The organism is Actinoallomurus acanthiterrae, from assembly GCF_054775715.1.
The window spans coordinates 3,079,251-3,105,275 of sequence record NZ_BAAHCO010000001.1 but is presented as its reverse complement, the minus strand read 5'-3'; the positions used below and the strand labels follow the sequence as shown (position 1 = coordinate 3,105,275).

The 26,025-nt window shown below is 70.2% G+C and carries 32 protein-coding genes and 1 tRNA gene; 16 read left to right on the top strand and 17 right to left on the bottom strand.

Annotated elements, in window-relative coordinates; all coding sequences use genetic code 11:
• Positions 1–6: 6 nt before the first annotated feature.
• Together ACYVF7_RS15095 and ACYVF7_RS15090 are read right to left on the bottom strand one after the other, a co-directional pair.
• A complete protein-coding gene (locus ACYVF7_RS15095; protein ID WP_460339988.1) occupies positions 7–861 on the bottom strand; it encodes an STAS domain-containing protein in 855 nt (284 codons plus the stop codon).
• Positions 862–1,106: 245 nt separating this feature from the next.
• Positions 1,107–1,601 carry a VanZ family protein gene (locus ACYVF7_RS15090; protein WP_460339984.1) on the bottom strand — a complete coding sequence of 165 codons (495 nt, stop codon included), beginning with the start codon at positions 1,599–1,601 and terminating at the stop codon, positions 1,107–1,109.
• Between the two features lie 261 nt (positions 1,602–1,862).
• Here ACYVF7_RS15090 and ACYVF7_RS15085 point away from each other — a divergent pair, with 261 nt between their 5' ends.
• Together ACYVF7_RS15085 and ACYVF7_RS15080 are read left to right on the top strand one after the other, a co-directional pair.
• Positions 1,863–1,985 carry a nitronate monooxygenase gene (locus ACYVF7_RS15085; RefSeq protein WP_460339981.1) on the top strand — a complete coding sequence of 41 codons (123 nt, stop codon included), beginning with the start codon at positions 1,863–1,865 and terminating at the stop codon, positions 1,983–1,985.
• Positions 1,948–2,919, top strand: coding sequence for a nitronate monooxygenase (locus ACYVF7_RS15080; RefSeq protein WP_460339978.1), 972 nt, complete (start codon positions 1,948–1,950; stop codon positions 2,917–2,919). Before ACYVF7_RS15085 ends, ACYVF7_RS15080 begins: the two co-directional genes overlap by 38 nt.
• A gap of 45 nt (positions 2,920–2,964) precedes the next feature.
• Here the strand turns inward: ACYVF7_RS15080 and ACYVF7_RS15075 are convergent, their stop codons facing one another.
• A complete protein-coding gene (locus ACYVF7_RS15075; protein ID WP_460339975.1) occupies positions 2,965–3,276 on the bottom strand; it encodes an Lrp/AsnC family transcriptional regulator in 312 nt (103 codons plus the stop codon).
• Between ACYVF7_RS15075 and ACYVF7_RS15070 the strand changes: the two genes are divergently transcribed.
• Entirely contained in the window at positions 3,271–4,140 is an 870-nt protein-coding gene (locus ACYVF7_RS15070) for an MFS transporter (RefSeq protein ID WP_460339971.1), read from the top strand. The genes ACYVF7_RS15075 and ACYVF7_RS15070 overlap by 6 nt on opposite strands.
• A 149-nt stretch (positions 4,141–4,289) precedes the next feature.
• Here the strand turns inward: ACYVF7_RS15070 and ACYVF7_RS15065 are convergent, their stop codons facing one another.
• Positions 4,290–4,457, bottom strand: a complete 168-nt coding sequence (locus tag ACYVF7_RS15065) for a hypothetical protein (RefSeq protein WP_460339968.1) — start codon at positions 4,455–4,457, stop codon at positions 4,290–4,292.
• Positions 4,458–4,494: 37 nt separating this feature from the next.
• Entirely contained in the window at positions 4,495–4,677 is a 183-nt protein-coding gene (locus tag ACYVF7_RS15060; RefSeq protein ID WP_460339965.1) for a hypothetical protein, read from the bottom strand.
• An 82-nt stretch (positions 4,678–4,759) separates the two neighbouring features.
• On the opposite strand from ACYVF7_RS15060, the gene recQ reads away from it, so the two are divergent.
• The gene (recQ, locus tag ACYVF7_RS15055) at positions 4,760–6,607 is read left to right on the top strand and encodes a DNA helicase RecQ (protein ID WP_460339962.1); all 1,848 of its coding nucleotides are present in this window, start codon (positions 4,760–4,762) and stop codon (positions 6,605–6,607) included.
• A 48-nt stretch (positions 6,608–6,655) separates the two neighbouring features.
• On the opposite strand, the gene ACYVF7_RS15050 is transcribed toward recQ, so the two are convergent.
• The gene (locus ACYVF7_RS15050; protein WP_460357927.1) at positions 6,656–6,868 is read right to left on the bottom strand and encodes a tyrosine-protein phosphatase; all 213 of its coding nucleotides are present in this window, start codon (positions 6,866–6,868) and stop codon (positions 6,656–6,658) included.
• A 275-nt stretch (positions 6,869–7,143) separates the two neighbouring features.
• Here ACYVF7_RS15050 and ACYVF7_RS15045 point away from each other — a divergent pair, with 275 nt between their 5' ends.
• Genes ACYVF7_RS15045 through ACYVF7_RS15035 form a run of 3 tightly spaced genes read left to right on the top strand, consistent with a single transcriptional unit; the run spans position 7,144 to position 10,605 of the window.
• Complete coding sequence (locus ACYVF7_RS15045) at positions 7,144–7,863, top strand: ATP-binding cassette domain-containing protein (RefSeq protein ID WP_460339959.1); 720 nt, start codon at positions 7,144–7,146, stop codon at positions 7,861–7,863.
• The gene (locus ACYVF7_RS15040; protein WP_460339956.1) at positions 7,860–10,007 is read left to right on the top strand and encodes a YhgE/Pip family protein; all 2,148 of its coding nucleotides are present in this window, start codon (positions 7,860–7,862) and stop codon (positions 10,005–10,007) included. Before ACYVF7_RS15045 ends, ACYVF7_RS15040 begins: the two co-directional genes overlap by 4 nt.
• Positions 10,008–10,014: 7 nt before the next feature.
• A complete protein-coding gene (locus ACYVF7_RS15035) occupies positions 10,015–10,605 on the top strand; it encodes a TetR/AcrR family transcriptional regulator (protein ID WP_460339953.1) in 591 nt (196 codons plus the stop codon).
• 131 nt (positions 10,606–10,736) lie between these two features.
• Here ACYVF7_RS15035 and ACYVF7_RS15030 read toward each other — a convergent pair whose 3' ends face one another.
• The gene (locus ACYVF7_RS15030) at positions 10,737–11,009 is read right to left on the bottom strand and encodes a GlsB/YeaQ/YmgE family stress response membrane protein (protein WP_460339950.1); all 273 of its coding nucleotides are present in this window, start codon (positions 11,007–11,009) and stop codon (positions 10,737–10,739) included.
• A gap of 238 nt (positions 11,010–11,247) precedes the next feature.
• Between ACYVF7_RS15030 and ACYVF7_RS15025 the strand changes: the two genes are divergently transcribed.
• Entirely contained in the window at positions 11,248–11,712 is a 465-nt protein-coding gene (locus tag ACYVF7_RS15025; RefSeq protein WP_460339947.1) for a hypothetical protein, read from the top strand.
• Positions 11,713–11,766: 54 nt separating this feature from the next.
• Here ACYVF7_RS15025 and ACYVF7_RS15020 read toward each other — a convergent pair whose 3' ends face one another.
• The 3 genes from ACYVF7_RS15020 to ACYVF7_RS15010 form a co-directional block, all read right to left on the bottom strand.
• Positions 11,767–12,666, bottom strand: coding sequence for a proteasome assembly chaperone family protein (locus ACYVF7_RS15020; protein WP_460339944.1), 900 nt, complete (start codon positions 12,664–12,666; stop codon positions 11,767–11,769).
• Between the two features lie 146 nt (positions 12,667–12,812).
• A complete protein-coding gene (locus tag ACYVF7_RS15015) occupies positions 12,813–14,243 on the bottom strand; it encodes a WD40 repeat domain-containing protein (protein WP_460339941.1) in 1,431 nt (476 codons plus the stop codon).
• A gap of 95 nt (positions 14,244–14,338) precedes the next feature.
• Complete coding sequence (locus ACYVF7_RS15010) at positions 14,339–15,616, bottom strand: RNA-guided endonuclease InsQ/TnpB family protein (protein WP_460339939.1); 1,278 nt, start codon at positions 15,614–15,616, stop codon at positions 14,339–14,341.
• Between the two features lie 5 nt (positions 15,617–15,621).
• On the opposite strand from ACYVF7_RS15010, the gene ACYVF7_RS15005 reads away from it, so the two are divergent.
• Positions 15,622–15,867, top strand: coding sequence for a transposase (locus ACYVF7_RS15005; protein WP_460339937.1), 246 nt, complete (start codon positions 15,622–15,624; stop codon positions 15,865–15,867).
• A gap of 22 nt (positions 15,868–15,889) precedes the next feature.
• Here the strand turns inward: ACYVF7_RS15005 and ACYVF7_RS15000 are convergent, their stop codons facing one another.
• On the bottom strand, positions 15,890–16,246 hold the full coding sequence (locus tag ACYVF7_RS15000) for an ATP-binding cassette domain-containing protein (RefSeq protein WP_460339934.1): 357 nt from the start codon (positions 16,244–16,246) through the stop codon (positions 15,890–15,892).
• Positions 16,247–16,681: 435 nt separating this feature from the next.
• Here ACYVF7_RS15000 and ACYVF7_RS14995 point away from each other — a divergent pair, with 435 nt between their 5' ends.
• From ACYVF7_RS14995 to ACYVF7_RS14975, 5 genes are read left to right on the top strand one after another with little or no spacing between them, the layout of a single operon-like run.
• Complete coding sequence (locus tag ACYVF7_RS14995) at positions 16,682–17,269, top strand: hypothetical protein (RefSeq protein ID WP_460339931.1); 588 nt, start codon at positions 16,682–16,684, stop codon at positions 17,267–17,269.
• Positions 17,266–17,526, top strand: a complete 261-nt coding sequence (locus tag ACYVF7_RS14990) for a hypothetical protein (RefSeq protein ID WP_460339927.1) — start codon at positions 17,266–17,268, stop codon at positions 17,524–17,526. Before ACYVF7_RS14995 ends, ACYVF7_RS14990 begins: the two co-directional genes overlap by 4 nt.
• The gene (locus tag ACYVF7_RS14985; protein WP_460339924.1) at positions 17,527–18,846 is read left to right on the top strand and encodes an ROK family transcriptional regulator; all 1,320 of its coding nucleotides are present in this window, start codon (positions 17,527–17,529) and stop codon (positions 18,844–18,846) included. It abuts the gene before it with no gap.
• 32 nt (positions 18,847–18,878) lie between these two features.
• Entirely contained in the window at positions 18,879–19,898 is a 1,020-nt protein-coding gene (locus ACYVF7_RS14980) for an ROK family glucokinase (RefSeq protein ID WP_460339921.1), read from the top strand.
• Positions 19,899–19,949: 51 nt separating this feature from the next.
• Positions 19,950–20,636, top strand: a complete 687-nt coding sequence (locus ACYVF7_RS14975; RefSeq protein WP_460339918.1) for a DUF3800 domain-containing protein — start codon at positions 19,950–19,952, stop codon at positions 20,634–20,636.
• 103 nt (positions 20,637–20,739) lie between these two features.
• Here ACYVF7_RS14975 and ACYVF7_RS14970 read toward each other — a convergent pair whose 3' ends face one another.
• The gene (locus ACYVF7_RS14970; protein WP_460339915.1) at positions 20,740–21,501 is read right to left on the bottom strand and encodes a maleylpyruvate isomerase family mycothiol-dependent enzyme; all 762 of its coding nucleotides are present in this window, start codon (positions 21,499–21,501) and stop codon (positions 20,740–20,742) included.
• Positions 21,502–21,634: 133 nt separating this feature from the next.
• Here ACYVF7_RS14970 and ACYVF7_RS14965 point away from each other — a divergent pair, with 133 nt between their 5' ends.
• Positions 21,635–22,702 carry a hypothetical protein gene (locus tag ACYVF7_RS14965; protein WP_460339913.1) on the top strand — a complete coding sequence of 356 codons (1,068 nt, stop codon included), beginning with the start codon at positions 21,635–21,637 and terminating at the stop codon, positions 22,700–22,702.
• A 12-nt stretch (positions 22,703–22,714) separates the two neighbouring features.
• On the opposite strand, the gene ACYVF7_RS14960 is transcribed toward ACYVF7_RS14965, so the two are convergent.
• The gene (locus ACYVF7_RS14960) at positions 22,715–23,200 is read right to left on the bottom strand and encodes a MarR family winged helix-turn-helix transcriptional regulator (RefSeq protein ID WP_460339911.1); all 486 of its coding nucleotides are present in this window, start codon (positions 23,198–23,200) and stop codon (positions 22,715–22,717) included.
• Between the two features lie 85 nt (positions 23,201–23,285).
• On the opposite strand from ACYVF7_RS14960, the gene ACYVF7_RS14955 reads away from it, so the two are divergent.
• Positions 23,286–23,891, top strand: a complete 606-nt coding sequence (locus tag ACYVF7_RS14955) for an NADPH-dependent FMN reductase (protein WP_460339908.1) — start codon at positions 23,286–23,288, stop codon at positions 23,889–23,891.
• 275 nt (positions 23,892–24,166) lie between these two features.
• On the opposite strand, the gene ACYVF7_RS14950 is transcribed toward ACYVF7_RS14955, so the two are convergent.
• The 4 genes from ACYVF7_RS14950 to nadD form a co-directional block, all read right to left on the bottom strand.
• Positions 24,167–24,239, bottom strand: a tRNA-Ala gene (locus ACYVF7_RS14950).
• Between the two features lie 96 nt (positions 24,240–24,335).
• Positions 24,336–24,971 (bottom strand): histidine phosphatase family protein, encoded by a 636-nt coding sequence (locus ACYVF7_RS14945; protein ID WP_460339905.1) that lies wholly within the window; start codon positions 24,969–24,971, stop codon positions 24,336–24,338.
• Positions 24,968–25,375: a ribosome silencing factor gene (rsfS, locus tag ACYVF7_RS14940; RefSeq protein WP_460339902.1), complete on the bottom strand. Its 408-nt coding sequence runs from the start codon at positions 25,373–25,375 to the stop codon at positions 24,968–24,970. Before rsfS ends, ACYVF7_RS14945 begins: the two co-directional genes overlap by 4 nt.
• A gap of 36 nt (positions 25,376–25,411) precedes the next feature.
• Positions 25,412–26,017 (bottom strand): nicotinate-nucleotide adenylyltransferase, encoded by a 606-nt coding sequence (gene nadD / locus ACYVF7_RS14935; protein WP_360883054.1) that lies wholly within the window; start codon positions 26,015–26,017, stop codon positions 25,412–25,414.
• Positions 26,018–26,025 lie beyond the last annotated feature (8 nt).

Below are 26,025 nucleotides of genomic sequence, written 5' to 3'. Positions count from 1 at the left end.
CCGCGCTCACGCCTGGGCCGCGACGCTGGTGCCGACCTGCCCGAGGGCCCACTCGAGCGCGTCGGCCAGCGTGGCCCGGGTGGTGATGTCGCCGAGGTCGATGCCGAGCTGGACGATGGTCTGGGCGATCTGGGGGCGGATGCCGCTGACCACGCACTTGGCGCCCATGAGGTGGACGGCCAGGGCGGTCTTCATCAGATGCTGGGCGACCACGGTGTCGACGAGCGGGACACCGGTGATGTCGAGGATCGCGACGGCGGCGTGCTGGTCGACGATCGCCTCGAGGAGCGTCTCCATGACGACCTGGGTACGGGCGCTGTCCAGCGTGCCGATCAGCGGGACCGCCACCACCCTGTTCCACAGCTTCAGGACCGGCGTGGCGACCTCGAGCAACTGCTGGCGCTGCCGGGAGACGACCGCGCCCTCCTCGCTCAGCGAGATCTCCATGCCCACGAGCCGGACGGTGCCCATGAGGTCGGCGGCGGCGATCAACGCCGCGCCCTGATCCAGGTCCGCGAGCTCGCGGCCGGCCATGGCCATCACCGGCTGCTTCAGTTCGGCGACCTCCGCCGCGATCTGCAGCGGCGAGGACCCGGCATTGGCCCGCGCGGCGATCATCTGCGCCAGGAGGGCACGCACCGGGCCGAGGGCGGAAAGGGCGACGTCGTCGACCCGGCCGTCGCGGGCCACCTCGGCCAGGGCGTCCACCAGGCGGTGCGCGACGCTCACGGCGGCATCGCGACCGGACGTGTACACGGCGCGGAACAGCGTGAGGTCCACCCACTGCTGCGCCAGTTGTTCCCTCCGCGCCCGCAGGAGGTCCGCGACCGCGGCCGTACCGCTGGTGCCCGCTACCGTCACTTGATCATCTCCTCCGGATTCGTCGATGTCTGTTTCGTGATCTGCTACCCGCCCCACGCGAGATACGCGGCCGGGACGGTGTGTCTCAGGCCTCGTCGCCGTGGGTCATCGGACCGTGCCTGATCCGGAGGAGACGGTATGAACCGGCCACCCCGGCGGTCACGTCGGTAGCGGTGGCCGAAGTTGTCACGTGACAAGCATATGAGAAGTCAGGGACTAATCACGAACTCGTCTTCCGGAATCTCTCAACCGGGATGCGCCCATCGGGCGAACCTCCGGCCCACCAGGAGATAGGCGAGGGTCGCACCGACCGTGTTGAGGATCACATCGTCGATGTCGAACGTGCGTCCCGTGATCAGCAGGCCCTGCACCGCCTCGATGCCCAGGGAGATCAGCGCCGCCGCCAAGGTCAGGCGGACCAGGCCGCGAAGGCCGGCGAACAGGACGGGCAGAAGGACACCGAGCGGCATCAGGAGCGCCAGGTTACCGCCGATCTCCAGGACCGCCTCCTTCACGCTCGGCCGGTCCAGGTAGAACCGCAGGGTGGCCCCCGGGTGAGGATTGTCGTGGACCTGACTTCCGGCTCCGGGCACCGGGCGCAACGTCAGCCGGGCGAGCGCGACGGCGAACACCACGGCCACGGCGAGCGCCATGAGGACCCACAGCCACCGGATGAGCCGGGCGACGAAAGGCCGGGAGACCCGATGTCCGGTACGGCGCCGCTTCGTTACGAACAGCATCTGCGCCTTTCCCTGGGGCGAGCGAACGGGGGACGTGCCCACCGATACCCGGACGAAGGTCGGATATTCGCCGCCGAGGTCAGTCCCGTACGATGGTTCGTTGACCGAACCCACGGACCGGGTCTCCCGGACCGGACCGGCGGACCGGACTCAGGGACCGGGCTTCCCGGACCGGCGGACCCTACCAGGAACCCGACCCGCGGACCGGGTCCACGGACCGGACGCGGCCGGCGGACCCGATCCCGGCCGAACGGAGGACGGATGATCCTCGACGAACTGCCCGTGCCGATCGTGCTGGCGCCGCTGGCCGGAGGCCCGTCCACCCCGCGGCTGACCGCGGCGGTCAGTGAGGCGGGCGGGCTCGGCTTCCTCGCCGCCGGCTGATCTCACCGCCGACACCCTGCGGGCCCGCCTCGACGAGACGCGTGGGCTGACCCGCCGGTCCATCGGCGTCAACCTCTTCGTCCCCGGCCGTCCGACGGCGCCCGAGACCTTCGCGCGGTACTCCGCCGGGCTCGCCGACGAGGCGGCACGCGTCGGCGCGCCGCTCGGCGAGCCCCGCTTCGAGGACGACGACTGGTGGCCCAAGCTCGGCCTCCTGACGGAGACACCCGTCACCGTCGTCTCGTTCACCTTCGGCTGCCCCGCCCCCGACGTGATCGAGCGCCTCCACGGGGTCGGCAGCGAGGTGTGGGTGACGGTCACGCGGGAGGACGAGGCCGTCCACGCGGTCGGAGCGGGCGCCGACGCGCTCGTCGTCCAGGGCGCCGAGGCCGGGGGCCACCGGTCCGCCTTCGTCGACGACCCCGACAGCCGCGCCGACGGGATCGGCCTGCTGTCCCTGCTGCAGCTCGTACGGCACGCGGTCGCCGTACCGCTGGTGGCCGCCGGAGGCATCGCCACCGGGGCCGGCGTCGCGGCGGCACTGGCCGCCGGAGCGTCGGCGGCGCAGCTCGGCACCGCGTTCCTCCGCTGCCCGGAGGCCGGCACCGCTCCGGTGCACCGGCAGGCCCTGGCCTCTTCCGTCCCGACCGCGATGACGCGTGCGTTCTCCGGCCGCCTCGCACGCGGCATCCTCAACCGCTTCCTCGACGAGCACAGCGACGACGCGCCCGTCGCCTACCCCGAGATCCACCACGTCACCGCGCCGCTGCGCAAGGCCGCGCGTGCCGCCGGCGACCCCGACCTGGTGAACCTCTGGGCCTGCGAAGCGCACACACTCGCCCGGGACGTACCCGCCGGCGAGCTCGTCGGCATCCTCGCCAAGGAGACCGACGCGGCACTGACGGCCGCCTCGGCGCGCCTGCGCCGGCTTTAGGCGCTCTTCGCGGGACCTCGGCGCTCGTCGCGGGCCTTCGGGGCCTTAGGCGCTCTTCGCCGGCCTTCGGCGAGACCTGGACGGGCCTTGGGCGCGTTCAGGCGGCCCTTCCCGCAGTCGGTCGCCTGTCACGAGCGTTCCGGCCTGCTTGATCTGGCGGTGGATGGGGCTCACCTCGGCGGACTCCACACCGGGCAGGGTTCCGACGCGGTCGGAGGTGAACTCGAAGAGTTCGTCCAGGTCCCGGCAGTGGACGAGCGCCTGGAGGTTGTTCCTCCCGGACATGGCGGCGGCGAAGCCCACTTCGGGCATCCGTGCCAGCGCGCGCCCCACGGACTTGGTCTGGGACGGATGCACCCGAGCTGCTGGCCGGCGCTCTGCGCCGGTGCGGCATTGCTGCTCACGTTCGTGGTCGTCGAGACGCGGATCGCCGAGCCGCTGCTCGAGCCGGCCCTGTTGCGCAACCGGGTCTTCAGCGGCGCGCTCATCGCGGCTCTCCTGCTGAACTTCGCCGCGTACGTGTCGCTGACCTATTCCTCGATCTGGATGCAGTCGGTCCTGCGCCTGTCGCCGGTGACCGCTGGTCTGGTCGCCCTGCCGATGTCCGGAGCCGCGTTCGCCGTCTCGGCCTCGCTCGGGCGCGGCATGCACCGCCTGCGGCCGGGCCGGGTGATCGGCAGCGGGATCCTGCTCGTCGGCGTCGGTGACCTGCTCGGCTGCGCGCTCGTGCACGCATGGGCGTCGTGGCCGGCGCTGCTGCCCGGCTTCTTCGTCGTCGGGCTCGGTGTCGGCCTGGCCACGCCGCCACTGAGCTCGACCGGCACGGCGGCGGTGCCGGCCCAGCGCGGCGGGATGGCCGGCGGCGCCATCTACACCGCGCGGCAGGCGGGCGTCGCGTTCGGCATCGCGCTGCTCGGCAGCGTCTTCACCGCCGGCGCGCAACACACCCTCGCCGGTCGGCACATCGAATCCGCGGGCCCGGCCGCGCACGACGTCGCCAGTGCGCGGAGCGCCGACCTGCTGCGCTCAGCGCCCGCAGGCTCACGTCAGCTTGTCGACCAGGCAGTCCACGCCGCGGCGGCCAACGGCATCGCGGCACTCCTCGCCGTCGCCGGACTCGTGGGAGTCGCCGGGGCACTGATCTCGTTCATCATGCTTCGACAGCGACCTGCGCCTGAGACCGCCGCCGACGCGCGACCGGAGCCTGCCCTGGCCGAGTAGCGTCCGCGCACGCGACGCGCGACCTCCCGGCATGGCGGGCCGCTCTTCCAACGCCGTAGCGGCCACGCACGCGACGCGCGACCCTACACGGGTTGTGACCGTCATGGCCGTTTGGAAATCCTGAACGATCTCCGCGGACTCGGGTGCCCTCAGGCGGCGCGCCGGTCCTCAACGTGCACGACGCGTAGCTCGTCGCCGTCCTGACCCCGCTTGCTCCGCCCGTACAGCCCGATGGCCAGGTCGGACGGCTCGTCGTCGCCGGACAGCTCGTCGGGCGCGACGTAGGTCAGCACGTCGTTGTGGTGGCCGTACACCACCCAGCCCGGCCCCGGGTCGAGGGTGATGGTCCCGAAGTCACCGGCCGGAGTGCCGCCGGCTGACGGGGCCGTACTCCCGCAGGATCTCCGTGGCCTGGGCGGCGAGATCCTCTTCGGGCTCCATGAGGATCACGCAGGTGCCGTTGGCGAACAGCACCCACGACTTGTGGTCGCCGATGATGATGCGCCGCCACGTCTCCACCAGCTCGGGAACGTCCATGGGGAGATCATTCCACCTAGGGTCGTCCACAGCCCGCGAGTTTCCGAGCCCTGGGGGGTGTGGTTCCTCATAGGGTGGCGAAATGGCTTCCCCCCAAGACGACTTCCCGATGAGCGAGGCTTCCGAGGTCCTGCGGCGTGTCTTCGGCTACGAGGAGTTCCGGGAGGGCCAGCAGGAGATCATCGAGCATGTCATCACCGGTGGCGACGCGCTCGTACTCATGCCGACCGGTGGCGGGAAGTCGCTGTGCTACCAGATCCCGGCGCTCGTCCGGAAGGGCGTCGGCGTCGTGGTCTCACCGCTCATCGCGCTGATGCAGGACCAGGTCGACGCGTTGCGGGCCCTCGGCGTGCGCGCCTGGTTCCTCAACTCCACCCAGGACCCGGACGAGCGGCGCGCGGTGGAGGCGGCGTTCTCGGCGGGCGAGCTGGACCTGCTCTACCTCGCGCCGGAGCGGCTGCGCCTGGAGTCGACGCTGCGGCTGATCGACGGCGCCGACGTGTCGCTGTTCGCCATCGACGAGGCGCACTGCGTCGCGCAGTGGGGGCACGACTTCCGGCCGGACTACCTGGCGCTGTCGGTGCTGCACGAGCGCCGCCCCGACGTGCCCCGGATCGCGCTGACCGCGACCGCCACCCCGGCGACGCACCAGGAGATCTCGGCCAGGCTGCGGCTCGAGGACGCCCGTCACTTCGTCGCGAGCTTCGACCGGCCCAACATCCAGTACCGCATCGCGCCGAAGAAGGAGCCCAAGCGGCAGCTGCTGGACCTGCTGCGCACCGAGCACCCCGGCGACGCCGGCATCGTCTACTGCCTGTCCCGCGCCTCGGTGGAGAAGATCGCCGCCTTCCTCGTGGAGAACGACGTCACGGCGCTGCCGTACCACGCGGGGCTCGACCCGGCCACGCGCGCGGCGAACCAGTCGCGGTTCCTGCGCGAGGACGGCGTGGTGATGGTCGCCACCATCGCGTTCGGCATGGGCATCGACAAGCCCGACGTGCGCTTCGTCGCCCACCTCGACCTGCCCAAGTCCGTCGAGGGTTACTACCAGGAGACCGGCCGCGCCGGGCGCGACGGCATGCCGTCCACCGCCTGGCTCGCGTACGGCCTGCAGGACGTCGTCCAGCAGCGGAAGCTCATCGACACCTCCGAAGGAGACGCCGCGCACCGGCGCAAGCTCGGCGCCCACCTCGAGGCGATGCTCGCGCTGTGCGAGACCGTGGAGTGCCGTCGCGTCCAGATCCTCGGCTACTTCGGCCAGGAGGGCACCGCGTGCGGCAACTGCGACACCTGCCTGTCTCCGGCGGAGTCGTGGGACGGCACGGTCGCCGCGCAGAAGGTCCTGTCGACGATCGTGCGGCTGCAGCGCGAGCGGCGTCAGAAGTTCGGCGCGGGTCACATCGTCGACATCCTGCTCGGCAAGAAGACCCCGAAGATCATCCAGCACGACCACGACGCCCTGACGGTGTTCGGGATCGGCACCGAGCTGAGCGACGTGGAGTGGCGCGGCGTCGTCCGCCAGCTCCTGGCCCACGGCCTGCTGGCCGTCGAGGGCGACTACGGGACGCTCGTGCTCACCGACGCCAGCGCGGATGTGCTGCGCGGCGAACGGCAGATCCGCATGCGACGCGACCCCGTGCGTACGGCGCCCAAGGCGGCCAAGGCCGCCAAGGCACGCGCGGCCACCGCCGAGCTGCCGGAGGAGGCCCTTCCCGTCTTCGAGCGCCTGCGCGCCTGGCGCGCGGCCACCGCCAAGGAGCAGGGCGTCCCCGCGTACGTCATCTTCCACGACGCGACGCTCCGCGAGATCGCCACCCGCGCTCCGGCGTCCCTCGCCGAGCTGTCCTCCGTCAGCGGTGTCGGCGAGAGCAAGCTCGCCAAGTACGGCCAGCAGGTCCTCGACACCCTGGCCGCGGAGCCGCCCGCCTGACCGGGAGCCGACCATGCGACAGCACCCGGGAAACCACCGGCGGATCGATCAGGGCCGGCTCATCGTGGCGCAGAGGTGTTCGGGCCACGTGAGACGCTCATCGCCTACTTCGTCGGCGGTGCGGGCGCGCAGCCGCGCCAGTGTCAGTCTGGCCTCGCCGCTGGTCGACCGCGTGGCCCGCAGCAATGCGTAGGTGAGCATCCCCGTTCGGTGGATTCCCGCCGAGCAGTGGATGACAACGGCCGCGCCATCGCGGAGCAGGCCGGCGATGTCCAGCAGGGCCTTGGCCAGTTCGCCGTCGCGTCCCGGCCGCGGTGGGTCGGCATTGGCTCACCCGCGGTGGGTCGGCATTGGCTCACCTCACGCGCCGACGGCCGCGTACGGCATCGGCGGCCGTGGTGCCGGTTTGCGTCCCGGATCGGAGGGCAGGCGACGCCCCACAGGTGAGTCATGTCACCACAGATCTCGCTTTGACTCCCATCGTCACGCGGTATTTTTGAACTGACCAGTCAGTATAAAAACGAACAGGGATGACGGTGGCAGGCAACACTCACCCCGAAGGCACCGCGACGGAGCCGCTGGACTCAGGCCCGCTGGAGCCGGCCGAGCGCCGATCCCCCGCGCCGCTCGTGACCGCCCGTGGGCTGTCGCTGAAGGGTTCCCGGGGCTGGGTGTACCGCGACGTCGACCTGTCCCTGGCCGAGGGCGGGCTCGCGGTGGTCTCCGGCGAGGCCGGAACCGGCCGCACCTGCCTGCTGCTCACCCTGGCGGGCCGGATGCGTGCCGGCTCCGGAGAGGTCACGGTCGCCGGGAAGGCGACGCCGACCGCGATCCAGCGTGTCGCGGCACTTGGCGAGACCGAAGGCGTCAACGAGCTCGACGACGCGCTCACCGTCGCCGAGCACGTCTTCGAGCGCAGGCACCTGCGCGCCGGGCTCCTCCCCCACCGACCGGCGAGGCGGGACGGGGAGGTCGCCGCCGCGCTCGCCCCGGTGGGACTCGCGCTCGATCCCGGCACGCCGACCGGGGATCTCGGTCCGCGCGACCGGCATCTGCTCGGCGCGGCGCTCGCCCTCATGGACCGGCCGCGGCTCCTCGTCCTCGACGACATCGACCGCGGGATGCGCGGCGACCATCAGCGCGAGATGTGGGAGTCCCTGCGCGCCCTCACGGCGCAGGCCGGTGTGACCATCGTCGCGAGCTGTGTCGACGCCGCCCCCGCCTCCGACCTCGCCGACCTGGAGGTCGTGCTGTGAGGTTCCCCTCCGTGTCCCTGTCCGGGCTGGAGCTGCGACGCTTCGCCCGGGCCAAGCTCACCCGGCTCGCGGTCGTCGCGCTGGTGATGCTGCCCCTGCTGTACGCCGGGCTGTACCTGTGGTCGTTCTGGGATCCGTACGGCAAGATCTCGCGGCTTCCCGTCGCCCTGGTGGTGGACGACAGGCCGGCCACCGTCGGCGGGAAGACCGTGAACGCCGGGCAGGAGCTGGCCGACCAGCTGGAACGGCGCAAGATCTTCGACTGGCACGAGGTCGACGACCGTACGGCCGCCGACGGCGTCGCGAACGGCCGCTACTACATGTCGCTCACGATCCCGGCCGGCTTCAGCTCCGGTCTCGCCTCCCCGCAGGACCAGCAGAACGCGCCACAGCCGGCCGCCCTTCAGGTGCACCTCAACGACGCCAACAGCTACATCGCCAGCACGATCGCGAACGCCGCCTTCAACGAGATCAAGGCGGCTGCGGCGTCCAGTGCCGTCCACGGGTACTTCGACCAGATCTTCGTCTCGTTCGGGCAGTTGCACGACAAGCTCCAGCAGGCCGCGGAGGGCGCCGACAAGCTAGCCCAGGGCATCGACAAGGCCGAGAGCGGCGCCGCCCAGCTGCGGAAGGGCATCGGGACGGCCAAGGACGGCACCGGTCAGCTGACGAGCGGGCTCGCCACCGCCAAGAGCGGCGCCGACCAACTGGTGGCCGGGCTCGCCAAGCTGGACTCCGGCGCGGCGAAGCTGCAGTCGGGCAGCGCGCAGGTGGCCGCCGGGACCCAGCGGCTCACCACGACGTTCGACCAGGTCACCGACAAGCTGCTGCCCGTACTGCGGGGGCACCCCGACGACATCAGGAACGCCGCCCTGCTCGTGGCCCAAGGCGCGGACGCCGCTGCCACCGCCCTCGACGCCCTCCCGAGCCAGACCGCACAGGCCGTACGCCAGGCCGCCGCCGCCCGTAAGACGATCTGCGCGCTCGCCGAGACGCGTCCGGAGGCGGCGCCCGCCTGCTCGGCGGCCACGACGGTGCTCACCACCGCCAAGGAGGTCAACGCCCAGGTACGGGCGCACACCGGGGAGCTGCGCCGGGTCGCCGCGCAGGCCCGGCGGCTGGCCGCCGACGCCCGCAGGCTCGCCTCGGAGGCACCGCACCTGGCCGGCAAGGTCGAGCAGGCACGGCACGACATCCACCGCCTGAACAACGGCGCGCACCAGGTCGCGGCCGGCCTGGTCACCCTGCACCAGGGCATCGGCACCGCCTACGCCGGAGAGGTCAAGCTGTCGCAGGGCCTCGGGAAGCTGCAGTCCGGAGCAGCGCAGTTGGACTCCGGGCTCGGCCGGCTCTACACCGGCGCCCAGCAGCTGGAGTCCGGGCTGAGCCAGGCGTCCAGCGGCGCCCACCGGCTGGCCAAGGGCCTGAACCAGGGGGCCGGACAGGTCCCCGACTACACCAAGGACCAGCGGAACCAGCGCTCCGGTGTGATGAGCGACCCCGTACGCCTGGCGACGGCGAAGTCCAACCCCGCCCCGGACTACGGCACCGGCTTCGCGCCGTTCTTCGTCCCCCTCGCCCTGTGGGTCGGCGCGATGTTCGTCTACATGGTGCTACGCCCGCTGAACCCCCGGGCGCTGGCGGCAGCGGCGCCGACGTGGCGGGTGGCGTTCGCCGGCTGGTTCCCGGCCGTCCTGGTCGGCGTGGCCCAGGTCGCGGTGCTGCTGCTCGTGCTGAAGTTCGCCCTCGGGCTGACGGCCGTGCGCTGGGCCGGGATGATCGGGCTCCTGGTGCTCACCGCCGCCTCGTTCATGGCCGTGGTGCAGTTCGTGTACGGCAAGTTCGGGCCGGTCGGACGGGTGATCGCGCTGGTGCTGCTGATGCTCCAGCTGACCTCGTCGGCCGGGACGTACCCGATCCAGACCAGCCCGAGGTTCTTCCAGGCCCTGCACCCCATCCTGCCCATGGGCTGGGTGGTCACCGCGCTCCGCCATCTGATCAGCGGCGGACCGATGACCACCGTATGGGAGTGTTGTGCGGTGCTGCTGGCCTACCTTCTGGGCGGCCTGGCACTGACCATGCTCACCGTTCGCCACGAACGCGTGTGGACGCTCAAGCGCCTGCACCCCGTGCTCAAGTTGTAGGGAGATCATGCCCACCCGACGGGAACGCACGCGGCAACGCCTGTACGACGCCGCCGTCGAGTTGATCGCCGAGCACGGTTACTCCGCCACGACCGTCGACCAGATCGCCGAGCGGGCCGGAGTCGCCAAGGGGACCGTCTACTACAACTTCGCCGGCAAGGCCGCGCTCTTCGGCGAACTCCTGGAGTACGGCATCGAGCGGCTCGCCGAGACGCTGCGTGCCGCCGCCGAGGGCCGTCCTCCGCTGGAGGCGCTCGACGCCGTGGTCGGCGCGGAACTCGCCTTCATCGGGGAATACGAGGCGTTCGCCCGGCTCCTGCTCGCGGAGACCTGGCGGTCGGGCGGCGACTGGCAGGCGACGGCGCGGCTGATCCGGGAGCGCGCGGTCGGCGTGATCGCCGACGTGCTGCGCGCCGCCGTCGCCGACGGGGATCTCCGCGCCGACCTGGACGTCGGCATGGCGGCGTCGGCGGTCTTCGGCATGGTGCTGACGGTCGCGCTCGACTGGCGCACACTCCAGCCCGCGCGCCCTCTCACCGACGTACATGCGACGCTCGTCGACCTGCTCCGCGGCCGCATCGCGGGACCGGCCACCTAGACGCCGCGCGTGGACGCCGCGCGTGGACGCCGCGCGTGGACGCCGCGCGTGGACGCCGCGCGTGGACGCCGCGCGTGGACGCCGCGGGCCGGTCGGCATGACGCGCGGCCCGCGGCGTTGGAGATCGGCGGTCAGCGCACCCCTCGGCGGCCGTACATGCCCGCGGCGAGAGCCACGCCGACGGCGGCCAGGCCGATCTGGATGATCAGCTCGATCCAGTCGACGCCCTTGGTGTCGGCGACGCCGAGACCACCGGCGATGGCGGTGCCGATCAGTGCCGCGACGACGCCGATGACGATCGTGAGCCAGATCGGAATGTGCTGACGGCCGGGAACGACCAGCCGGCCGAACGCGCCGATGATCAGGCCGATGATGATGGCGGTGATGATGCCTGTGACGTGCATGTCGATCCTTTTCATCCGGGGCTCCGGGTGGCCGGATGGTTCCCCGGATCGGTCCGGATATGCACGGCCTCTTCCGTGTTCGGCGTCATCCGTGGTACGGGCCTGACCGGACGACCTCCCGGCAGGGACGGCCGTTGACAGGGCCTCGGCATCGAGTATTATCTCTCATATCGAGAAGCTCTTGAAGAGAGAGCTAACTGTCTCGGCGTTGCCCGATTTCCGAGGAGGAAAAACCGCGATGAACGCCACCAGCACCGACACCGTCCGCGTCCACGCCCACTACGACTCCGTCAAGCACCTCGGCCACTGGACGACCAGCCGCGACTTCGAGGTCCGCGGCCGCCGCGGCAGCGTCGTCCTGGACCTGCGCTCGCCCCGCATCCCGGACGGCGACATCGAGGTGCGCGTCGACCTCGACCACGCGATGGTCAAGCTGCTCGTCCCCGACGACGCCGTCATCGACCACTGGGACCTGGAGTGGCTCGGCCGCGGCAAGGTCAAGGACGCGGAGGGGGCGGCCGTCGAGACGCCGGGCCGCCGCATTCACCTCAGTGGGCGGATCCGGCACGGCGAGATCCGCGTGAACCGCGCCGGCGTGGCGGTGCTGTCCGCCATGTTCTCGCGGGAGTTCATCGAGGACGCCCGCCGCGCGCACAAAGAGGGCGGCACGCCGACCGTGGCCGACCCCGCCCGTACCCCGTGAGACAACGATCCGGCGCAGCGGCCCCCGAAGGACACTGCGCCGGATCAGCCGGGCCTACTGATCGTTCTGTTCGGCGAGGAACCGCTCGAACTCCGCGGCGATCTCCTCGCCGTCCGGCATCCGCGCCGGTGAGCCAGCCAGCGGCAGGCTGTTCCGGCCCGCCTCCATGATCTCGTCGTACTGCGCCTCGAGGTTGCGCACCGCCTCCGCGACGTCCTCGGAGGCGGCGACCTCGCCGTCGATCTGCTTACGCGCCTCCGCCGCGGCCTCGTCGAGGTCCGCGGTGGGGAACATCAGCCCGGTGGCGGAGTTAATGCCGTTCAGCAGCGCGATCGCGGCCGTCGGGTACGCCGCCTGGGCGAGGTAGTGCGGCACGTGCGCCGCGAACCCGATCGCGTCGCGCCCGGCCTCCGCCATGCGGTACTCGATCAGCGCGGCCGCGCTCCCGGGCACCTCGGCCCGGTTGATCCACGCCGGGTGCTCCCCCAGCAGGTCGGGTCGGTTGCCGTGCGGCGTCAGGCCGGTCTCCCGCGTGTGCGGCACCGCCATGGGGATGCCGTGCACGCCGATCGCCAGCTGGACGTCGAGCCGCTCGCCGAGGGAGATCACCGCCGCGGTGAACTGCTCCCACGCCCGGTCCGGCTCCGGTCCGGTCATCACCAGGAACGGCACCCCGACGGCGTCCTCACACGCGTACACGGCCAGCTCAGGAGCCTCGTAGTCGACCCAGCGGTCCGTGTCGAAGATCATCGGCGGTCGCCGGGACCGGTAGTCGATCAGCGAGTCGGCGTCGAACGTCGCGATCCGCTCCGCGCCCAGCGTCTTCAGGTGATCGGCGGCCAGCCGCCCGGCACGCCCGGCGTCCATGAAACCGTCCAGGTGGTACACGAGCACGGGCCGGTCCAACTCGGGAATCTCCTCGGCCAGCGTGTAAAGCTCACTCTGTTCGGCCACAAAGCCCTCCTCAACGCGTCAATGTCCGTGAGAACGTGTCAGACCTCGGGCGAATTCCAGCACGCGCCGGGTAAACACCGGCAATTCCATGACGCCCAACGTCAGGGAACAGCGCTCACCGATACCCGAAGACGGTCGAGCGTCCGTCAGCCCAAGGCCTCGAGGAACCAGACGTCGACGGGGTCGAGGTTGTCCTCACCGACCATGGTCACGCCGATCAACGCGCGCCCGTCCGGGGTGAACGAGACGACACGGTGTGACGGCTCGGTCAGCAGCACCCGCCCGTCGCCGTCGAACAGCACGCCACCGGATCCGTGGATGGACAGATGGGCCAGCGGGCCTCGCACCGTCCACGCCGTGTGCCACGACGTCCAGCCCGCGCTCAACGGCGCGAACTCCCTACCGCGGGGGCGCGCCAGGGGCGCCGGCTCGAGGGACGCCCCGGCGGGCGTGGCGTCGAAGGTCAGCCGGCAGGCCGCGGGGAGGTCGTCGCCATCCGGGCCCACGGCCAGCAGTTGCCCGCCGTCCGGGGCCATGGCGAGATCGATCACGTCGGCCAGCCCGGTGTCCGCCTCGGCGAGCACCGCGCCCCCGCTCGTCGCCTCCCGGACCACCACCCGCGCCCCGTCCCGTACGTAGGCCAGGAGCCGCCCGGACGCGTCCAGCGCGACCGGCCCGCGCCCGTCGATCGCGTCGTCCGGGCCGCCCACCAGGACCCGGCCGGTGGGAACGTCCAGAACGACGACCGCTCCGCCCGCGTATCGCCCCGCGGCCAGCAGCCGGCCGTCTCCGCTGAAGGAGAAGCACGTCGAGCCGCGCCCGCCCTCCTCGTCCTCCTCGACCTCCGCGTCGTCCTCGTCGAAATCGTCGTCGTCCTCTAGTTCGTCGCCCTCTAGTTCGTCGCCCTCGGCTTCGGAGCCAGGCGCGATCCGGCCCGACCAAGGCCGGCGGGAGCCGAGCGTCCACAGCCGCTCCCCCGTCGCCGCCGACCAGGCGAACCATCGGCCTTCCACCGAGGTGGCGACGACCCCGCCGTCCGGCGACACCTGGATGGCGACCGGGTTGTCGTGATAGTCCCCGCCGTCCAGGTACGTGATCAGCGGCTCTCCGTCGACCGTGCTCCAGCCGACGATGTCGCCGCCGTTGTGGTGCCACTCGGCCGTCGCGCCGAGCACGACGCGTCGCAGGCCGGGCAGGGCGGCGACCGCGGTGGCGCTGTAGAAGAAGGAGGCCTCTCCGTCCACGTCGTCGTAGTCGTTGTCCTCCTCATAGGAGTCCGCCTCGGCCTCCGGAAAGGCGGGCACGCGTCCGAACTCCACGTCGTGCAGGCGGCCGAGCCTGCGGGTCGCGGCCAGGCGGTGACAGGGACGGGACTCACCGGCCAGCATGCTCGCCCACCACGCGTCCGGCATCGTCCGTACCTCGGGAGGCCAGGCGCGCAGGCGCGGAGCGACGGCGTCCAGCTCCTCTGCGGTCAGACCTTCCAGGAGCGGGCAGAGCTCCCGCCATGCCGTACGTGAGCGGGGCCCGTCCAGCAGTTCCTCAAGGATCCAGGGCTCGGTGTTCCCGAGACTCATCAGCGCATCCTTCATTTCCCGCGGCCGAGGTACGAAACAGCCTACGATGATCTTCGCGCTTGTGATCACCCATGCGTTCAGGGCCGGGACCAGGGTCAGCTTCTCGGTCGTGAACGGCCGGGCGTGCTGCTCGGGCGTTCACGCCTTGTTGCGCTCCCCGTCGCGGCTGGCCGTCGCGCCGGGGTCGCATCTCCCTTCCCCCTGGAGTCAGGGTCAGGGACGGGCATGCTGACGAATGCCCACGCCACACACGCCCGTCTCCGGATGTTCATGGCGGCGATGACGTCGGCAGGGCCAGCGAACCCGCACCGACGACAACAAAAAGTATCCCGGTCGGGCCGGTTGTCCCGCATGGTGTGCCCACACCAGGGCACCGGACACTGCTGAGAGGTGTAGGCCGGGTCCACTTCCACGAACGGCACCCCGGCCCGCAGCGCCTTGTACTGAACGAACTCACCGAGCTGATGGAACGGCCAAGACGAAAGCGTGGCCCGCTGGTGCCGCCTGAGCCGTACCCGATCGCGTATCCCACTCAATTCCTCGAGTGCGACACCGCGTTCGGTGCGTCGGGCAACGGCCACAATCGCCTTACTGATCTTGTGGTTCTCATTCGAGGCGTGCCGCGCCTCCCGCGCCGACCGGCGGGCCAGACGCCGGGCCGCCGACCGGCTCCCCGCAGCCTTCTTGGCCTGCAGCTCGGCACGCAACCGGGCCTGCCGTCGGCGATACCGCTGTAGGCCCTTGCCCTGGTGGTTGTCCCCGTCGGAGGTGGTGGCCAGGTTCACGATCCCCCGATCCACCCCGATCCAATCAGCCGGCTCGAACTGCGGGGCCGCTTCGACCTCACACGTCGCGATCAGAAAGAACATCCCATCGCGGTGGACCAGGTCACTCTCGCCCTTGCGATGAGCCGCCAAAAATTTCAGCTGCCCCGGCTCGCCGGTGAAGGCGATGCCCTGGATCCGCCCGGCAACGGTCCAGATCGACACGGTCCGGGCGTCCATCTGCCAGGACAGGCACCGGTCATCGAACGGCTGGGCCGCATCAGCCCGAAAACCGATGGGCTTGGACTCCGCCTTTCGACGCCGACGCGAATGCTCACCGCCCAGCAGGCCCGCCTCGATCTGAGCGCGCAGGGCGGTGTAAGCGTCGGCGACCTTACGGATCACATGTAACGCCGGCTGCGCCGACAATCCCCGCGCCTTCAAATCCGCGTAGACGAGCTTTTGCAGCTTCTGCCGCGCGAACACACCCTCCTCGAACGCGACCGCCGACACCTCATTCGCCGCGGCGTTACATACGGGCAGGGTCGCCGCCAACGCCGCCGCCTGCACCGGCGTCGGCACCAGCTTCACCTGCACCACCAACTTCACGACCAGTGACACTACAAGCACACACCGACACCGGTGCGCAACTCTCCGAAATCAACAGCGAAACCCACCACGTCCCCCTGCTCGTGCACTACCCGCCCAAGATCGCTGTTTCCCGCCTGGTCATCAATCTCAAAGGCGTCTCCACCTGCCTCCTCCGGCAGGAATACCGCGCCCGCCTGTCGAAGCACCGGTGGGACGGTCGCCTGTGGCCCCGTCCTACGTCGCCGCCTCCTGTGGCGGGGCACCTCTGACGATCACCGCCCAACCGACCACTCAGGCGGCGCTAGCGCGCCGTGCACAACAGAAGCGATTCCTCCCGGCCCTGAAGCTAAAGGGCCGGGACGACTGGAACACGAAGCCGACCCGCTCCCGCCGCAGGCACGTGAGCTGCCGGTCCGTCAGCTCGCCGAGTTCGACCTGGCCGATGAAGACCTGACCGGACGTCACGGCGTCCAGGCCGGCGACGCAGTGCATCAGCGTGGACTTCCCCGCCCCGGACGGCCCCATGATCGCGGTGAACCGCCCGCCGGGGAAGTCGACGGTCACCTCGTCGAGCGCCCGCACCACCGCGTCACCGGCCCCGTACACCTTCGTCGCGGCCACCGCGCGGGCCGCCGGTTCGTCTCTCATCGCGCCTCTCCTCGAGCTCGTTTGCTCCGGAAAGGCTCTCCGCGTGCTCCGGCGGCCGTCGTCGCACACCGAGACGAACCATCACTGCGCCCCGCACGGTAGGCGCCCGGACGCCCGGCTACCTCACCGGGAGTAGGGCCGCCGGCGCACCGGCTCGGCCCAGTTGCTGGTCAGAGCCGACTCGATGGGTTCTCACCCGGCTTCCAAGGTCGAGATCGGAGCTTACTCAGCACCCTTCAGGGCAGAAATAACTCAGCTTTCGACTCAAAATTCTGGAAACTATGTCGCGGAGAGGTATGCTCCCAACAAGTGTGATCCTCTTCTAGCGGAGATCTCCTGGACATGTGGTCGTCGACCGGCACGGCACGATCCGCAGGTCAACGGTGCGATGGACGGCACCGGCCCGCTCCAAGACCCGGAGCAAGGAGACACGAGATGCGGACCATGGTCAGGACGACCCGGGTGCACGCGGCGGTGCTCGACGCCCGCCAGGGAGTCGAATGGCTGGTGGGCATCGCCCACGGCTTCGGCGCCGCGATGCCCGAAGTGCGGCCCCTCAAGCACGACGTCGAGGTCGCGACCCGTGCGCGAACCCTGAGGTACTGCGCGCTGCAAGCCATATCCGACGGCAGGGTGGCCGCCTCCTGGTGGTCGGTGCCGATCGGCCGTACGGTCACCGGCTTCGAACCGGCCGTGCCGCCGTCCTCGTACGCGCTGAGCCGGTGCACCTTCCGGTTCGTCCTGTACGAGACCGACGAGCACGTGCGCTATCGCGACGGCCTGGTCCTCGACTGGACCAGGGCGGACGACGTGGAGGCGGACCAGCGCCACGCCGGCACGGTGGCGAAGCAGCCACGCCGCGGGCGTGGCGGGCGGATCCTCCTCGCCGACGACCGGAGCGTGCTGCTCCTCCCCCAGGACGCCCAGGGCCTGGCCAGGGACGCCGCCGTGGAATGCACCGTCGCACGCTCCATCGGCACGGGCGTCCTGGCGGGCCTGCTCGTCTCGGAGGTGACCCGATGAACGCGCGCATCCCGCCGTCGCTCGCGGGCCGGACCGTACGTCCGGGCGGCGGCGTCGCCGTCGAGCCGCGGGACGGGCAGATCGTCCGTACGACGAGCCGCCCGGCGCGCCGGAAGAGTCGCGTCCCGGCGATCATTCGGTCTTCGACCAGGCACTTCCTCCGGAAGGTCGCTTTTGGCGTCGTAGTCAGTGTCATTGTCAGCGCTCTCAGCGGCGCGTTCACCTACATCATCGACACAATCTGGAGGTTCTTCTAGATGGATGGGATTCCACCGCGGGGCCGGGGGATCTCGCCCGCGGAGCGCAAGAGGGCCGTGCGCAGGTACGGCGGCGAGAAGACGACCAGTCAGATGCTGGTCAGCCGGCGGAACCGGCAGCGCGTGTTCGAAGAGATCGTGATCTCCGACGGCCCGTCGGCGAAGGACCTGACCGAGATCACCGGTCTCGGTCAGAGCACCGTGCTGAACGTCCTGAAAGAGCTGACCGCCAGCGGGCTGATCTATCAGGAGGAGTCGGCGGAACGAGCCGTACGCGGCCGGCGTCCTCGCCCGCTCCGCGTCAACAACCGGCGGCACTACATCGCCGGAGTCGAGATCCTCCCCACCGGCGTGCAGGGGCTGGTGACCGACCTGAACGGCGAACCGGTCACCGGACTCGAAGTGCTGTCCTTCCCCGCCGACAGGCTCGATCCCGACGAGCCGATCGATCCGGACATGATCGTCGACAGCGGGCGGGAGCTGGTCGAGAGGCTGACGGCCACGTTGCTCAACGATCGCGACGACGCTCCGCGAGACCGCCCGCTCCTCGGTCTCGGCGTCGAGCTCGGCGGTCACATCGACGGCAACACCGGAACCGTCGTCCGCTCCCCCAACCTGCGGCTGGGCGGCGAGTGGACGCCCCCGGTCCAGCTTCGGCAGCGGCTGCGCGACGCGACCCGCCTGTACACCGTGGTCGAGAACGACGCCAACGCGCTGGGGATCGCGCAGCGATGGTTCGGCGTCGGACGCGGCCGGGAGTCCTTCTACGTCCTGCACGTCTACGACGACGGCGTCGGCGGCGCGGCCATGTCGCATGGGGAGATCGACAGAGGCGTGACCGGCGCGGCCGGAGAACCCGGCCACCTCACCGTCGTGCCCAACGGCCCGCGCTGCCGTTGCAAGGGCCGTGGGTGCCTGGAGGCCGTCGCCACGCTCGGCCCGATCGCGAAGGAACTCGGCGTCGACCAGGAGACCGCTCGCCGCCTGGCGGAGGATGGCGATCCCACGGCTCGGAAAGCGTTCACCGCGGCCGGCCAGGCCATGGGACGGGCGATCACGAGCATCTGGCTCACCAAGGACCCCGGAACGATCGTCATCACGGGCGACCAACTCCATCCCTCCCGCGCCGACGACCGGAAGCTCGTTCTGGTCAACGACGAGTACCACCACGCGATGTACCAGGTCGTCGAGGACCATCCGATGATCGCGCTGGCCGCCGACGCCTTCCAGCTCATCCCCGACGACCAGCACTGGAACGGCCCGCGCGGCGCCGCGACGCTCGTGATCCGGGACGTGATCGCCGGCGTCGTCAAGGTCTGAACCGACCTCCCCCACGAGAAAGAAGGACTCCCATGACCGCTGTCGCTCCGTCCCCAACGCGCGTCGCCATCGGCCTCGACGTCGGCGGCACCAACATCCGCGGGGGCGTCGTCACGGAGAGGGGGGAACTCATCGACTCACTCCAGCTGCGCATGCCGCCCGGCGGGGACGCCGACACGACGATCGCGATCCTCGGAGGCCTCATCGGCCGGCTGCGGGAGCGGCATCCCGGGGTCGAAGCGATCGGCGCCGGCGCCCCGGGCATGGTCGACTTCGAGGCCGGGCAGATCAAGTGGGCGCCGAACAACGCCTACCGCGACCTCCACCTCAAGAAACGCCTCACGGACCTGACCGGGCTGCCCGTACTCGTCGACAACGACGCCAACGCCGCGGCGTGGGCCGAGGCCCGCTTCGGCCGCGAGGCCGGCGGCGAGCGCAACGTCATCGTGCTGACCGTCGGCACGGGCATCGGCGGCGGCATCATCCTGGACGGTGCGCTGTACCGGGGAACGAGCGGCCTCGGCGGCGAGGTCGGGCACATCGCCGTCAACCCCTTCGACGGCCAGCGGTGCGGCTGCGGCGCGATCGGCTGCCTCGAGACCGAGGCGTCCGGCACCGCGCTGGGCCGCATCGGCCGGGAAGCCGCCGAACGCGAGCCGTCCGGACGGATCGCCGCCCTCGCCGACGGCCGAGAGGTGACCGGCGAGGTCGTCTTCCGCGCCGCGCAGGAGGGCGACGCCACGGCCCAGGAGCTGTTCCGGCGGCTGGGCGCGTATCTGGGCGCGGGCATCGCCTCGTTGGTCAACATCTTCGAGCCGGAGGTCGTGTTCATCGGCGGCGGCCTGGTGGAGACCGGAGACCTCCTGCTCACCCCGGTGAAGGAGACGTACCGCAGATTCGCCTATGCCCGCGACATGCGCGAGCTTCCCGAGATCGTGCCCGCCGCCTGCGGTACCGATGCGGGCATCATCGGCGCCGCGACGCTGGCACTCGACGCCGCCTCGCCGGGCTCGGCCGGGCACGGGCGCCCACGGGCGAAGACGAACGCGTGACTCCTCGCCCGAGAATCCGCGCCATCCGATCCGAGAGGGAAATCAACGGCGATGGTCCCCCCTGCGCTCAGACTCTTTTACGTCGACGACTCCGGTGCCGATGACACCGGGATCGCCAGCGCTTCGTGGCTGGAGTGCGCCGCGGGCGACTGGCACGCCGTACGGTCCGGTTGGCTCGACATGCGCCGTAAGTTGAACCGGACGTACGGTGTCCCGGCTTCGACCGTGCTGCACTCGACCGATTTCGTCGGTGGCCGGAAGGAGCCGTCGAGCGATCCGCGGTTCAACGCGTCGAAGGAGATGCGCCGCGAGGCGATGGAGTTCGTCCTCGGATCTCTCAGCGAATGCGGCGAAATACGAATCGGCACGCTGTACCGGCGTACCGACAGCCGGAGGAGCGACTTCTTCGCCGAGAAGCTCGACCTCTTCGGCCGGCTGTTCGCCCACCTCGACACCCGGCTGGGCGACGCCGGGGAGATCGGGATCATCTACGTGGACGGCCGGGAGAAGGAAGCCGAAGGCTACAACCGGGCCTTCCGTGGCCACCGACGGCGCAACATCATCGAGGAACCCAACTTCCAGCAGGCCAGAGGCCGCCAGCTGCTCCAGGCGGCGGACGTCATCGCGTGGACGGCGTACCAGAGCGTCCTGCGCTATCCGGGGAAGGAGCGCGTCGCCGGTTGGTACGACACCTACTTGCGCGCCCTCGACGTCCACGGCGGCCCGCTGTCCGTGTGATCGGCGACGGAGGCTGGGAAAAAGCTAGACCTGCCTAGATCCACGAGTGTGGGGCAGGTCCGCGATTCCGCATTCTAACCGATGGCCACCTCGCTGACCGGCCTCACTGCGTCGCTATGACGAGGCAGCGTTGCAGCTCCTCGACCGCCTCCGGGGCGCCGTCGACCGTGACCTCGCTCGGCTCACCGGCGCTCTCCCGGTTCCACAGCCGGCGCAGCACGGCCGCCGGCGGACCGCTCACGCTCACATCGGCCGCGTCGTCACCGGCACCGTCCTCGACGGCGAACAGACCCGGACCGGTCCGCACCCGCCACGCCGCGCCGTCGGCCCGCACCGCGTACGTCCGGCCCGGCGAGCCGTCCAGGATGTCGGTGAAGTAGTCGCCCCACTCGGCGACGCTGAACGCCACGAACACCTTGAGCAGTTCGTCGATGCCGTCGACGGCGAGGTCGTCCGGGATCGGCGCGACGGGCTGCCCGGCGCCGAGTTCGGCGTCGATGCGGTGGATGACCGTCTCCTGCGCCATCCGCCGGATCCAGAAGCCGACGGTCTGGTCCGGGGTGTACCAGGTGCCGGCCGGGTCCTCCGGCCTGCGGGCGGCGAACTCCTGACGCAGCCCCGCGTACGCCCGGTCGAGCAGTGCCAGCGGCTCCTCGTCCGCGAATTGCTCCGGCGTCCACTCGGGCTCGGCGCCCCCCTGCATCGCGAGGGTCTTGTGCAGATACACCCGGCCGACGTGACGGGTCAGGTCGGCGACGGTCCAACCGGGGCAGCTCGGCACCGCCGCGGACAGGTCACCCGGCACGACGTCCCGCAGCCGGTCGAAGTCGGCCTGGAGACAGTCGAGGAATCGCGAATACTCCATGCCGCACAGTCCAGCACACCCCCGGCCTGCGAGTGCCTGCACACCGTGGCGGAGTCGGTCGTGGACGCGCTCGCCCGGGAGAAGCCTGGCTATGGTTGATCTTGAACCTGAACCTGGACCTCGGAGATGAACGTTGACGGCTACAGAGCCTCGCCAGGCCGGCCCGTTCGAAGCCGTGGAGTGCCTCTTCAGGTCGTGGTTGCCGGGATGGCGGCTCACACTCGTCGAAGACGAGGCTCCCGAGGAGGAGTGGACCTCCACGCCTTCCCTGACCGAGGTGGCGGAGTACGGGGCGTTCTCGGGAACGTTCGTCGGCTCCGGCGGGCGGCGCCACCCGCTGGCCGTCGAGCGGTTCGACATCGACGATCCGGACGATACGTCCGATGGCCCCCTGCACGCGTCCTGGGGGCTGCCCACCGAGGGCGCGGAACAGGCGTACGAATTCCTCATCGGAACGTTGGAATCCCGTGGTGGCCTGGACCGGCGAGGCCGGGCACTGGCCGGATATGCCGCCGGCCACCTCGCCGCTGATGCCACAGACCTGCTGCGGATCGTGGTCGCGGCCGAATCAGGCGGCCCTGCCCTTGACGATGAACTGCACCTACTGATCCGCGACTGGAGGACCACGTGGCGGCTGTCCCTGGCCCCTGTTCCAATCGCCCCCGATGCTCCCGTTGAGGCCGAATATCGAATCGCCTGCGTCACGGCCCTCTTGGGCGAATTCCTCAGGGTCAACAACACCGACCAGGTGAATGTCGGGGTGAACTTCGGAACCCACGAGGTCGACCTCGACGTCGCCGATCCCCACGACGCCTTCCGGACGGGCTGGACCGGAGACGGGCACTGGCTGATCGCGGAAAAGGGAGACGATGAGGATGACGACGTCCTGTGGCCGCTGGACGCAGCCTCCCTGGAGGCCGCACTGATCGAGTCGGAACGGAACATCGTCCAAGCGGCCCGGGCCGCGACCGCACTCTGGGAATTCGACGACACGACACCCGAGATTCCCGGCGACGAACTCGCCTCCTGGCTGGCCCGCGACCTCTACAGAACGATCGCCACCGAGGTCACCGGTACATCCGGAACCCTGCTCGCCTTCGCCAAGAAGTTCCCCCTCGAGAAGGTTCTGTGGGGCGAAGGTGATTCATGCCTCCTCTTGGTCGGCCCAAAACGCACCGCCCTCGTCTACATCAGCGCCTGACCGCCTGAGGCTTCACCTGGCGTCATCGGTGGTCTCGCTGGAGGGTGGCTCGACGCGGTCGATCATCTGCCCGCTCCAGGTCCGAAAAGCCGCAGCCTGCTGGGGTGTAAGCGACTCGAGGAAGTAGCGGCGGATGTTGCCGGCGTGCACGAGGATGGCGCTCTGCGCGGCGCGGCGGCCCTCGGCGGTCAACCCGATCCCAGTCCGGCGGCCAGCGGCCCCGCTCTGGGTCCGCTCCACGAAGCCGCGGTTCTCCATGCGCGTCAGCTGGTGCGAGACGCGGCTCTTCTCCCAGTCGAGCGACTCGGAGAGCTCGCCGACACGCATCTCACGGCCGGGTGCCTGCCACAGCGTCACCAGCACGCTGAACTCGGCCTTCGAGATGCCGCAGTCGCGCTGCAGACCACGGTCGAGCTCCCGGACGAGCAGGCGCTGCGCGCGCATCCAGGCGTCCCAGAACTCCCACTCCTCGGGTTCCAGCGTACGGGCCTCCGCCATGGCGGGAATCATACCGAGCAGACGAGTTGACGTGTCAACTCAAAGATCCCTAGAGTTGACACGTCAACTCTTTCGAAAGGACGCCATGACACTCCGCATTGGCATCATCCTCGGCAGCACGCGCCCCGGACGCCGGGGCGAACAGATCGCCTCCTGGGTGCTCGACACGGCGCGCACCCACGGCGGCGCCGACTACGAACTGATCGATCTCGCCCACCACGGCCTCGGCAACCTCGACGAGGCCGGGAACCCGACGCACCAGAAGTACGAGCACGCGCACACCCGCGACTGGTCCGCGCTGATCGACGACTTCGACGGCTTCGTGTTCCTCGTGCCGGAGTACAACCACTCCTTTCCCGGCGCACTCAAGAACGCGCTGGACTACATCTACCGGGAGTGGAACGACAAGGCCGCCGGCATCGTCAGCTACGGCGGATGGGCCGCCGGCGTCCGCGCCGCCGAGGCGCTGCGGCTCGTGCTCGCCGAGCTCCAGGTGGCCACGGTCCGCGCACAGCCCGCCGTCCCCCTGATCCCCGCGTTCTCGACCGGCACTTTCGTCCCGCCGGAGGGCCTCGACGCCGCGGTCCGCGGCATGCTCGACCAGGTAATCGCCTGGTCCAGCGCACTACGCGCCGTACGCGACACCAAGGCGAAGGCGCCCGCCGACGTCCAGCTAGCCTCAACGAAATGACCTAAGACCTGCGTGAGCGCCGCAGGATTGCTGCGGCGTGGTCGCGGGCCCCTGCCTATGAACAGACGCCAAGCCCGATAGGACAGGGTTAGCGAGCACATCACGGAAGCCGGGATCATCCCGCAGCGACAATTAAACGGTCACCACAAGGGGGGCGTGGGGGGCGGCAGCCCCCCACATCGGGGGGCTCCGGGGGGTCGTCCCCCCGGGCCAGCATGGAGAAGGGCCAGTGGGGAAGCGGCTCCGCCGCGACCACACTGACCCCAGGCCATTCGTGGAGCTATGGGGATTCGAACCCCAGACCTCCTCCATGCCATGGAGGCGCGCTACCAACTGCGCCATAGCCCCGCGCTTCCCGACTGGAGTTTCCCCCGCTCGGTGCTGCGCCAGTCTATAGGACTTCGCGACCAGACCTGTAATCGAATACGCGAGCGTCCTGTGACCTCAGGTTTCGCTGTCGGCCCGGTCGTCACTGAGGACCGGTTCGGGGAGAGTGCCGGCGTTGTGCTCGACGAGGCGCCATCCGCTGCGGCCCTCTTCGAGGACGGACCAGCAGCAGTTGGACAGCCCGCCGAAGCGGCTCCAGAGGTCTTCGGGGAAGCCGAGCCAGCGGAGCATGCCGAGTCGTAGCGCGGCGCCGTGGGAGGCGACGACGAGCAGGCCGCCCGCCGGGATCTCGGTGAGGCCCCGGTCGATGGCCGCGGTGACCCGCTTGGAGACCTGCTCGGTGGTCTCGCCACCGGGCGGCTGCCAGAGGGAGTGCTCGGTGGGGTACTTCGCCCGGATCTCGGCGTTGGTGAGGCCTTCCCACTTCCCTCCGCCGCGTTCGATCAGGTCGCGGTCGAGGGTGACGGACAGGCCGGTGACCGCGCTGAGCGCGTCGGCCGTGTGGGCGGCGCGCTGCAGCGGGGAGGCGATGATGGCGGTCGGGCGCAGCGCGGCGAGGAGGCGTGCGGCCCGGACGGCCTGTTCGCGTCCGGTGTCGTCGAGCGGGATGTCGGTGGAGCCCTGGAAACGGCGTTCGACGTTCCAGGTGGTCTGACCGTGCCGCCACAGCACGATCTTGCGCGACTCGGTCACTGACCGTCACCGGCCCGTACGCGCTGTTCCGAGTGGGCGTTGATGTCGTCGGGCAGGGGGACCAGGGGGCAGTCCTTCCAGAGCCGTTCGAGCGCGTAGTAGACGCGGTCCTCTTCGTGCTGGACGTGCACGATGATGTCGGCGTAGTCGAGGAGCACCCAGCGCCCTTCGCGCTCTCCCTCGCGGCGGATCGGCTTGGCGCCGGCGTCCTCGCGCAGCCTCTTCTCGATCTCGTCCACGATGGAGCGCACCTGGCGGTCGTTGGCCGCCGAGCACAGGACGAACGCGTCCGTGATGACCAGTTGGTCGCTCACGTCGTAGGCGATGATGTTGTCAGCCAGCTTCTCGGCCGCGGCCTCGGCGGCGATCTGGACCAGCTGGTTGGCCCTCTCGGATGCGGTCACGGTGTGGTCGTTTTCCTCCTGGTGGGGGCGTTACCGTCAACCGTCACGATAAAGCCCTCGTTTGTTTATGTACTGCACGATTCCGTCTGGGACGAGGTACCAGACCGGCTCTCCGGCCCGTACGCGCTCTCGGCACTCGGTCGAGGAGATCGCCAGCGCGGGCACTTCCACCAGGCTGACGCCCCCCTCGGGAAGGCCGGGATCGGCGAGGTGGTGGCCGGGCCGGGTACAGCCTATGAAATGAGCGAGCCTGAAGAGCTCATCCGTGTCACGCCACGTCAACATCTGGGCGAGCGCGTCCGCCCCCGTGATGAAGTACAACTCGACGTCGGGGCCGTGTATTTCGCGCATCTCCCGAAGGGTGTCGATCGTGTACGTGAGCCCGGGACGTTCGATGTCGACGCGGCTGACCGAGAACCTCGGATTCGAGGCGGTCGCGATGACCGTCATCAGGTAGCGGTCCTCGGCGGCCGAGGTCTTTCGGCCCTCCTTCATCCACGGCTGGCCGGTCGGCACGAAGATGACCTCGTCCAGCCGGAACAGGTGGGCGACCTCGCTCGCGGCGATCAGGTGGCCGTGGTGGATCGGGTCGAAGGTGCCGCCCATGATTCCGAGACGGCGGCGCTCCGGAGCGGTGCTCATGTGCCGAC

Excerpts from the sequence above, each read along its gene's own strand:
- ACYVF7_RS15090 (WP_460339984.1), bottom strand. The coding sequence starts at position 1,601 with ATGCTGTTCGTAACGAAGCGGCGCCGTACCGGACATCGGGTCTCCCGG.
- ACYVF7_RS15085 (WP_460339981.1), top strand. The coding sequence starts at position 1,863 with ATGATCCTCGACGAACTGCCCGTGCCGATCGTGCTGGCGCCGCTGGCC.
- ACYVF7_RS15070 (WP_460339971.1), top strand. The coding sequence starts at position 3,271 with ATGCACCCGAGCTGCTGGCCGGCGCTCTGCGCCGGTGCGGCATTGCTG.
- ACYVF7_RS15060 (WP_460339965.1), bottom strand. The coding sequence starts at position 4,677 with ATGGACGTTCCCGAGCTGGTGGAGACGTGGCGGCGCATCATCATCGGC.
- recQ (WP_460339962.1), top strand. The coding sequence starts at position 4,760 with ATGGCTTCCCCCCAAGACGACTTCCCGATGAGCGAGGCTTCCGAGGTC.
- ACYVF7_RS15035 (WP_460339953.1), top strand. The coding sequence starts at position 10,015 with ATGCCCACCCGACGGGAACGCACGCGGCAACGCCTGTACGACGCCGCC.
- ACYVF7_RS15030 (WP_460339950.1), bottom strand. The coding sequence starts at position 11,009 with ATGCACGTCACAGGCATCATCACCGCCATCATCATCGGCCTGATCATC.
- ACYVF7_RS15025 (WP_460339947.1), top strand. The coding sequence starts at position 11,248 with ATGAACGCCACCAGCACCGACACCGTCCGCGTCCACGCCCACTACGAC.
- ACYVF7_RS15015 (WP_460339941.1), bottom strand. The coding sequence starts at position 14,243 with ATGAGTCTCGGGAACACCGAGCCCTGGATCCTTGAGGAACTGCTGGAC.
- ACYVF7_RS15000 (WP_460339934.1), bottom strand. The coding sequence starts at position 16,246 with ATGAGAGACGAACCGGCGGCCCGCGCGGTGGCCGCGACGAAGGTGTAC.
- ACYVF7_RS14995 (WP_460339931.1), top strand. The coding sequence starts at position 16,682 with ATGCGGACCATGGTCAGGACGACCCGGGTGCACGCGGCGGTGCTCGAC.
- ACYVF7_RS14990 (WP_460339927.1), top strand. The coding sequence starts at position 17,266 with ATGAACGCGCGCATCCCGCCGTCGCTCGCGGGCCGGACCGTACGTCCG.
- ACYVF7_RS14985 (WP_460339924.1), top strand. The coding sequence starts at position 17,527 with ATGGATGGGATTCCACCGCGGGGCCGGGGGATCTCGCCCGCGGAGCGC.
- ACYVF7_RS14980 (WP_460339921.1), top strand. The coding sequence starts at position 18,879 with ATGACCGCTGTCGCTCCGTCCCCAACGCGCGTCGCCATCGGCCTCGAC.
- ACYVF7_RS14975 (WP_460339918.1), top strand. The coding sequence starts at position 19,950 with ATGGTCCCCCCTGCGCTCAGACTCTTTTACGTCGACGACTCCGGTGCC.
- ACYVF7_RS14970 (WP_460339915.1), bottom strand. The coding sequence starts at position 21,501 with ATGGAGTATTCGCGATTCCTCGACTGTCTCCAGGCCGACTTCGACCGG.
- ACYVF7_RS14960 (WP_460339911.1), bottom strand. The coding sequence starts at position 23,200 with ATGGCGGAGGCCCGTACGCTGGAACCCGAGGAGTGGGAGTTCTGGGAC.
- ACYVF7_RS14955 (WP_460339908.1), top strand. The coding sequence starts at position 23,286 with ATGACACTCCGCATTGGCATCATCCTCGGCAGCACGCGCCCCGGACGC.
- nadD (WP_360883054.1), bottom strand. The coding sequence starts at position 26,017 with ATGAGCACCGCTCCGGAGCGCCGCCGTCTCGGAATCATGGGCGGCACC.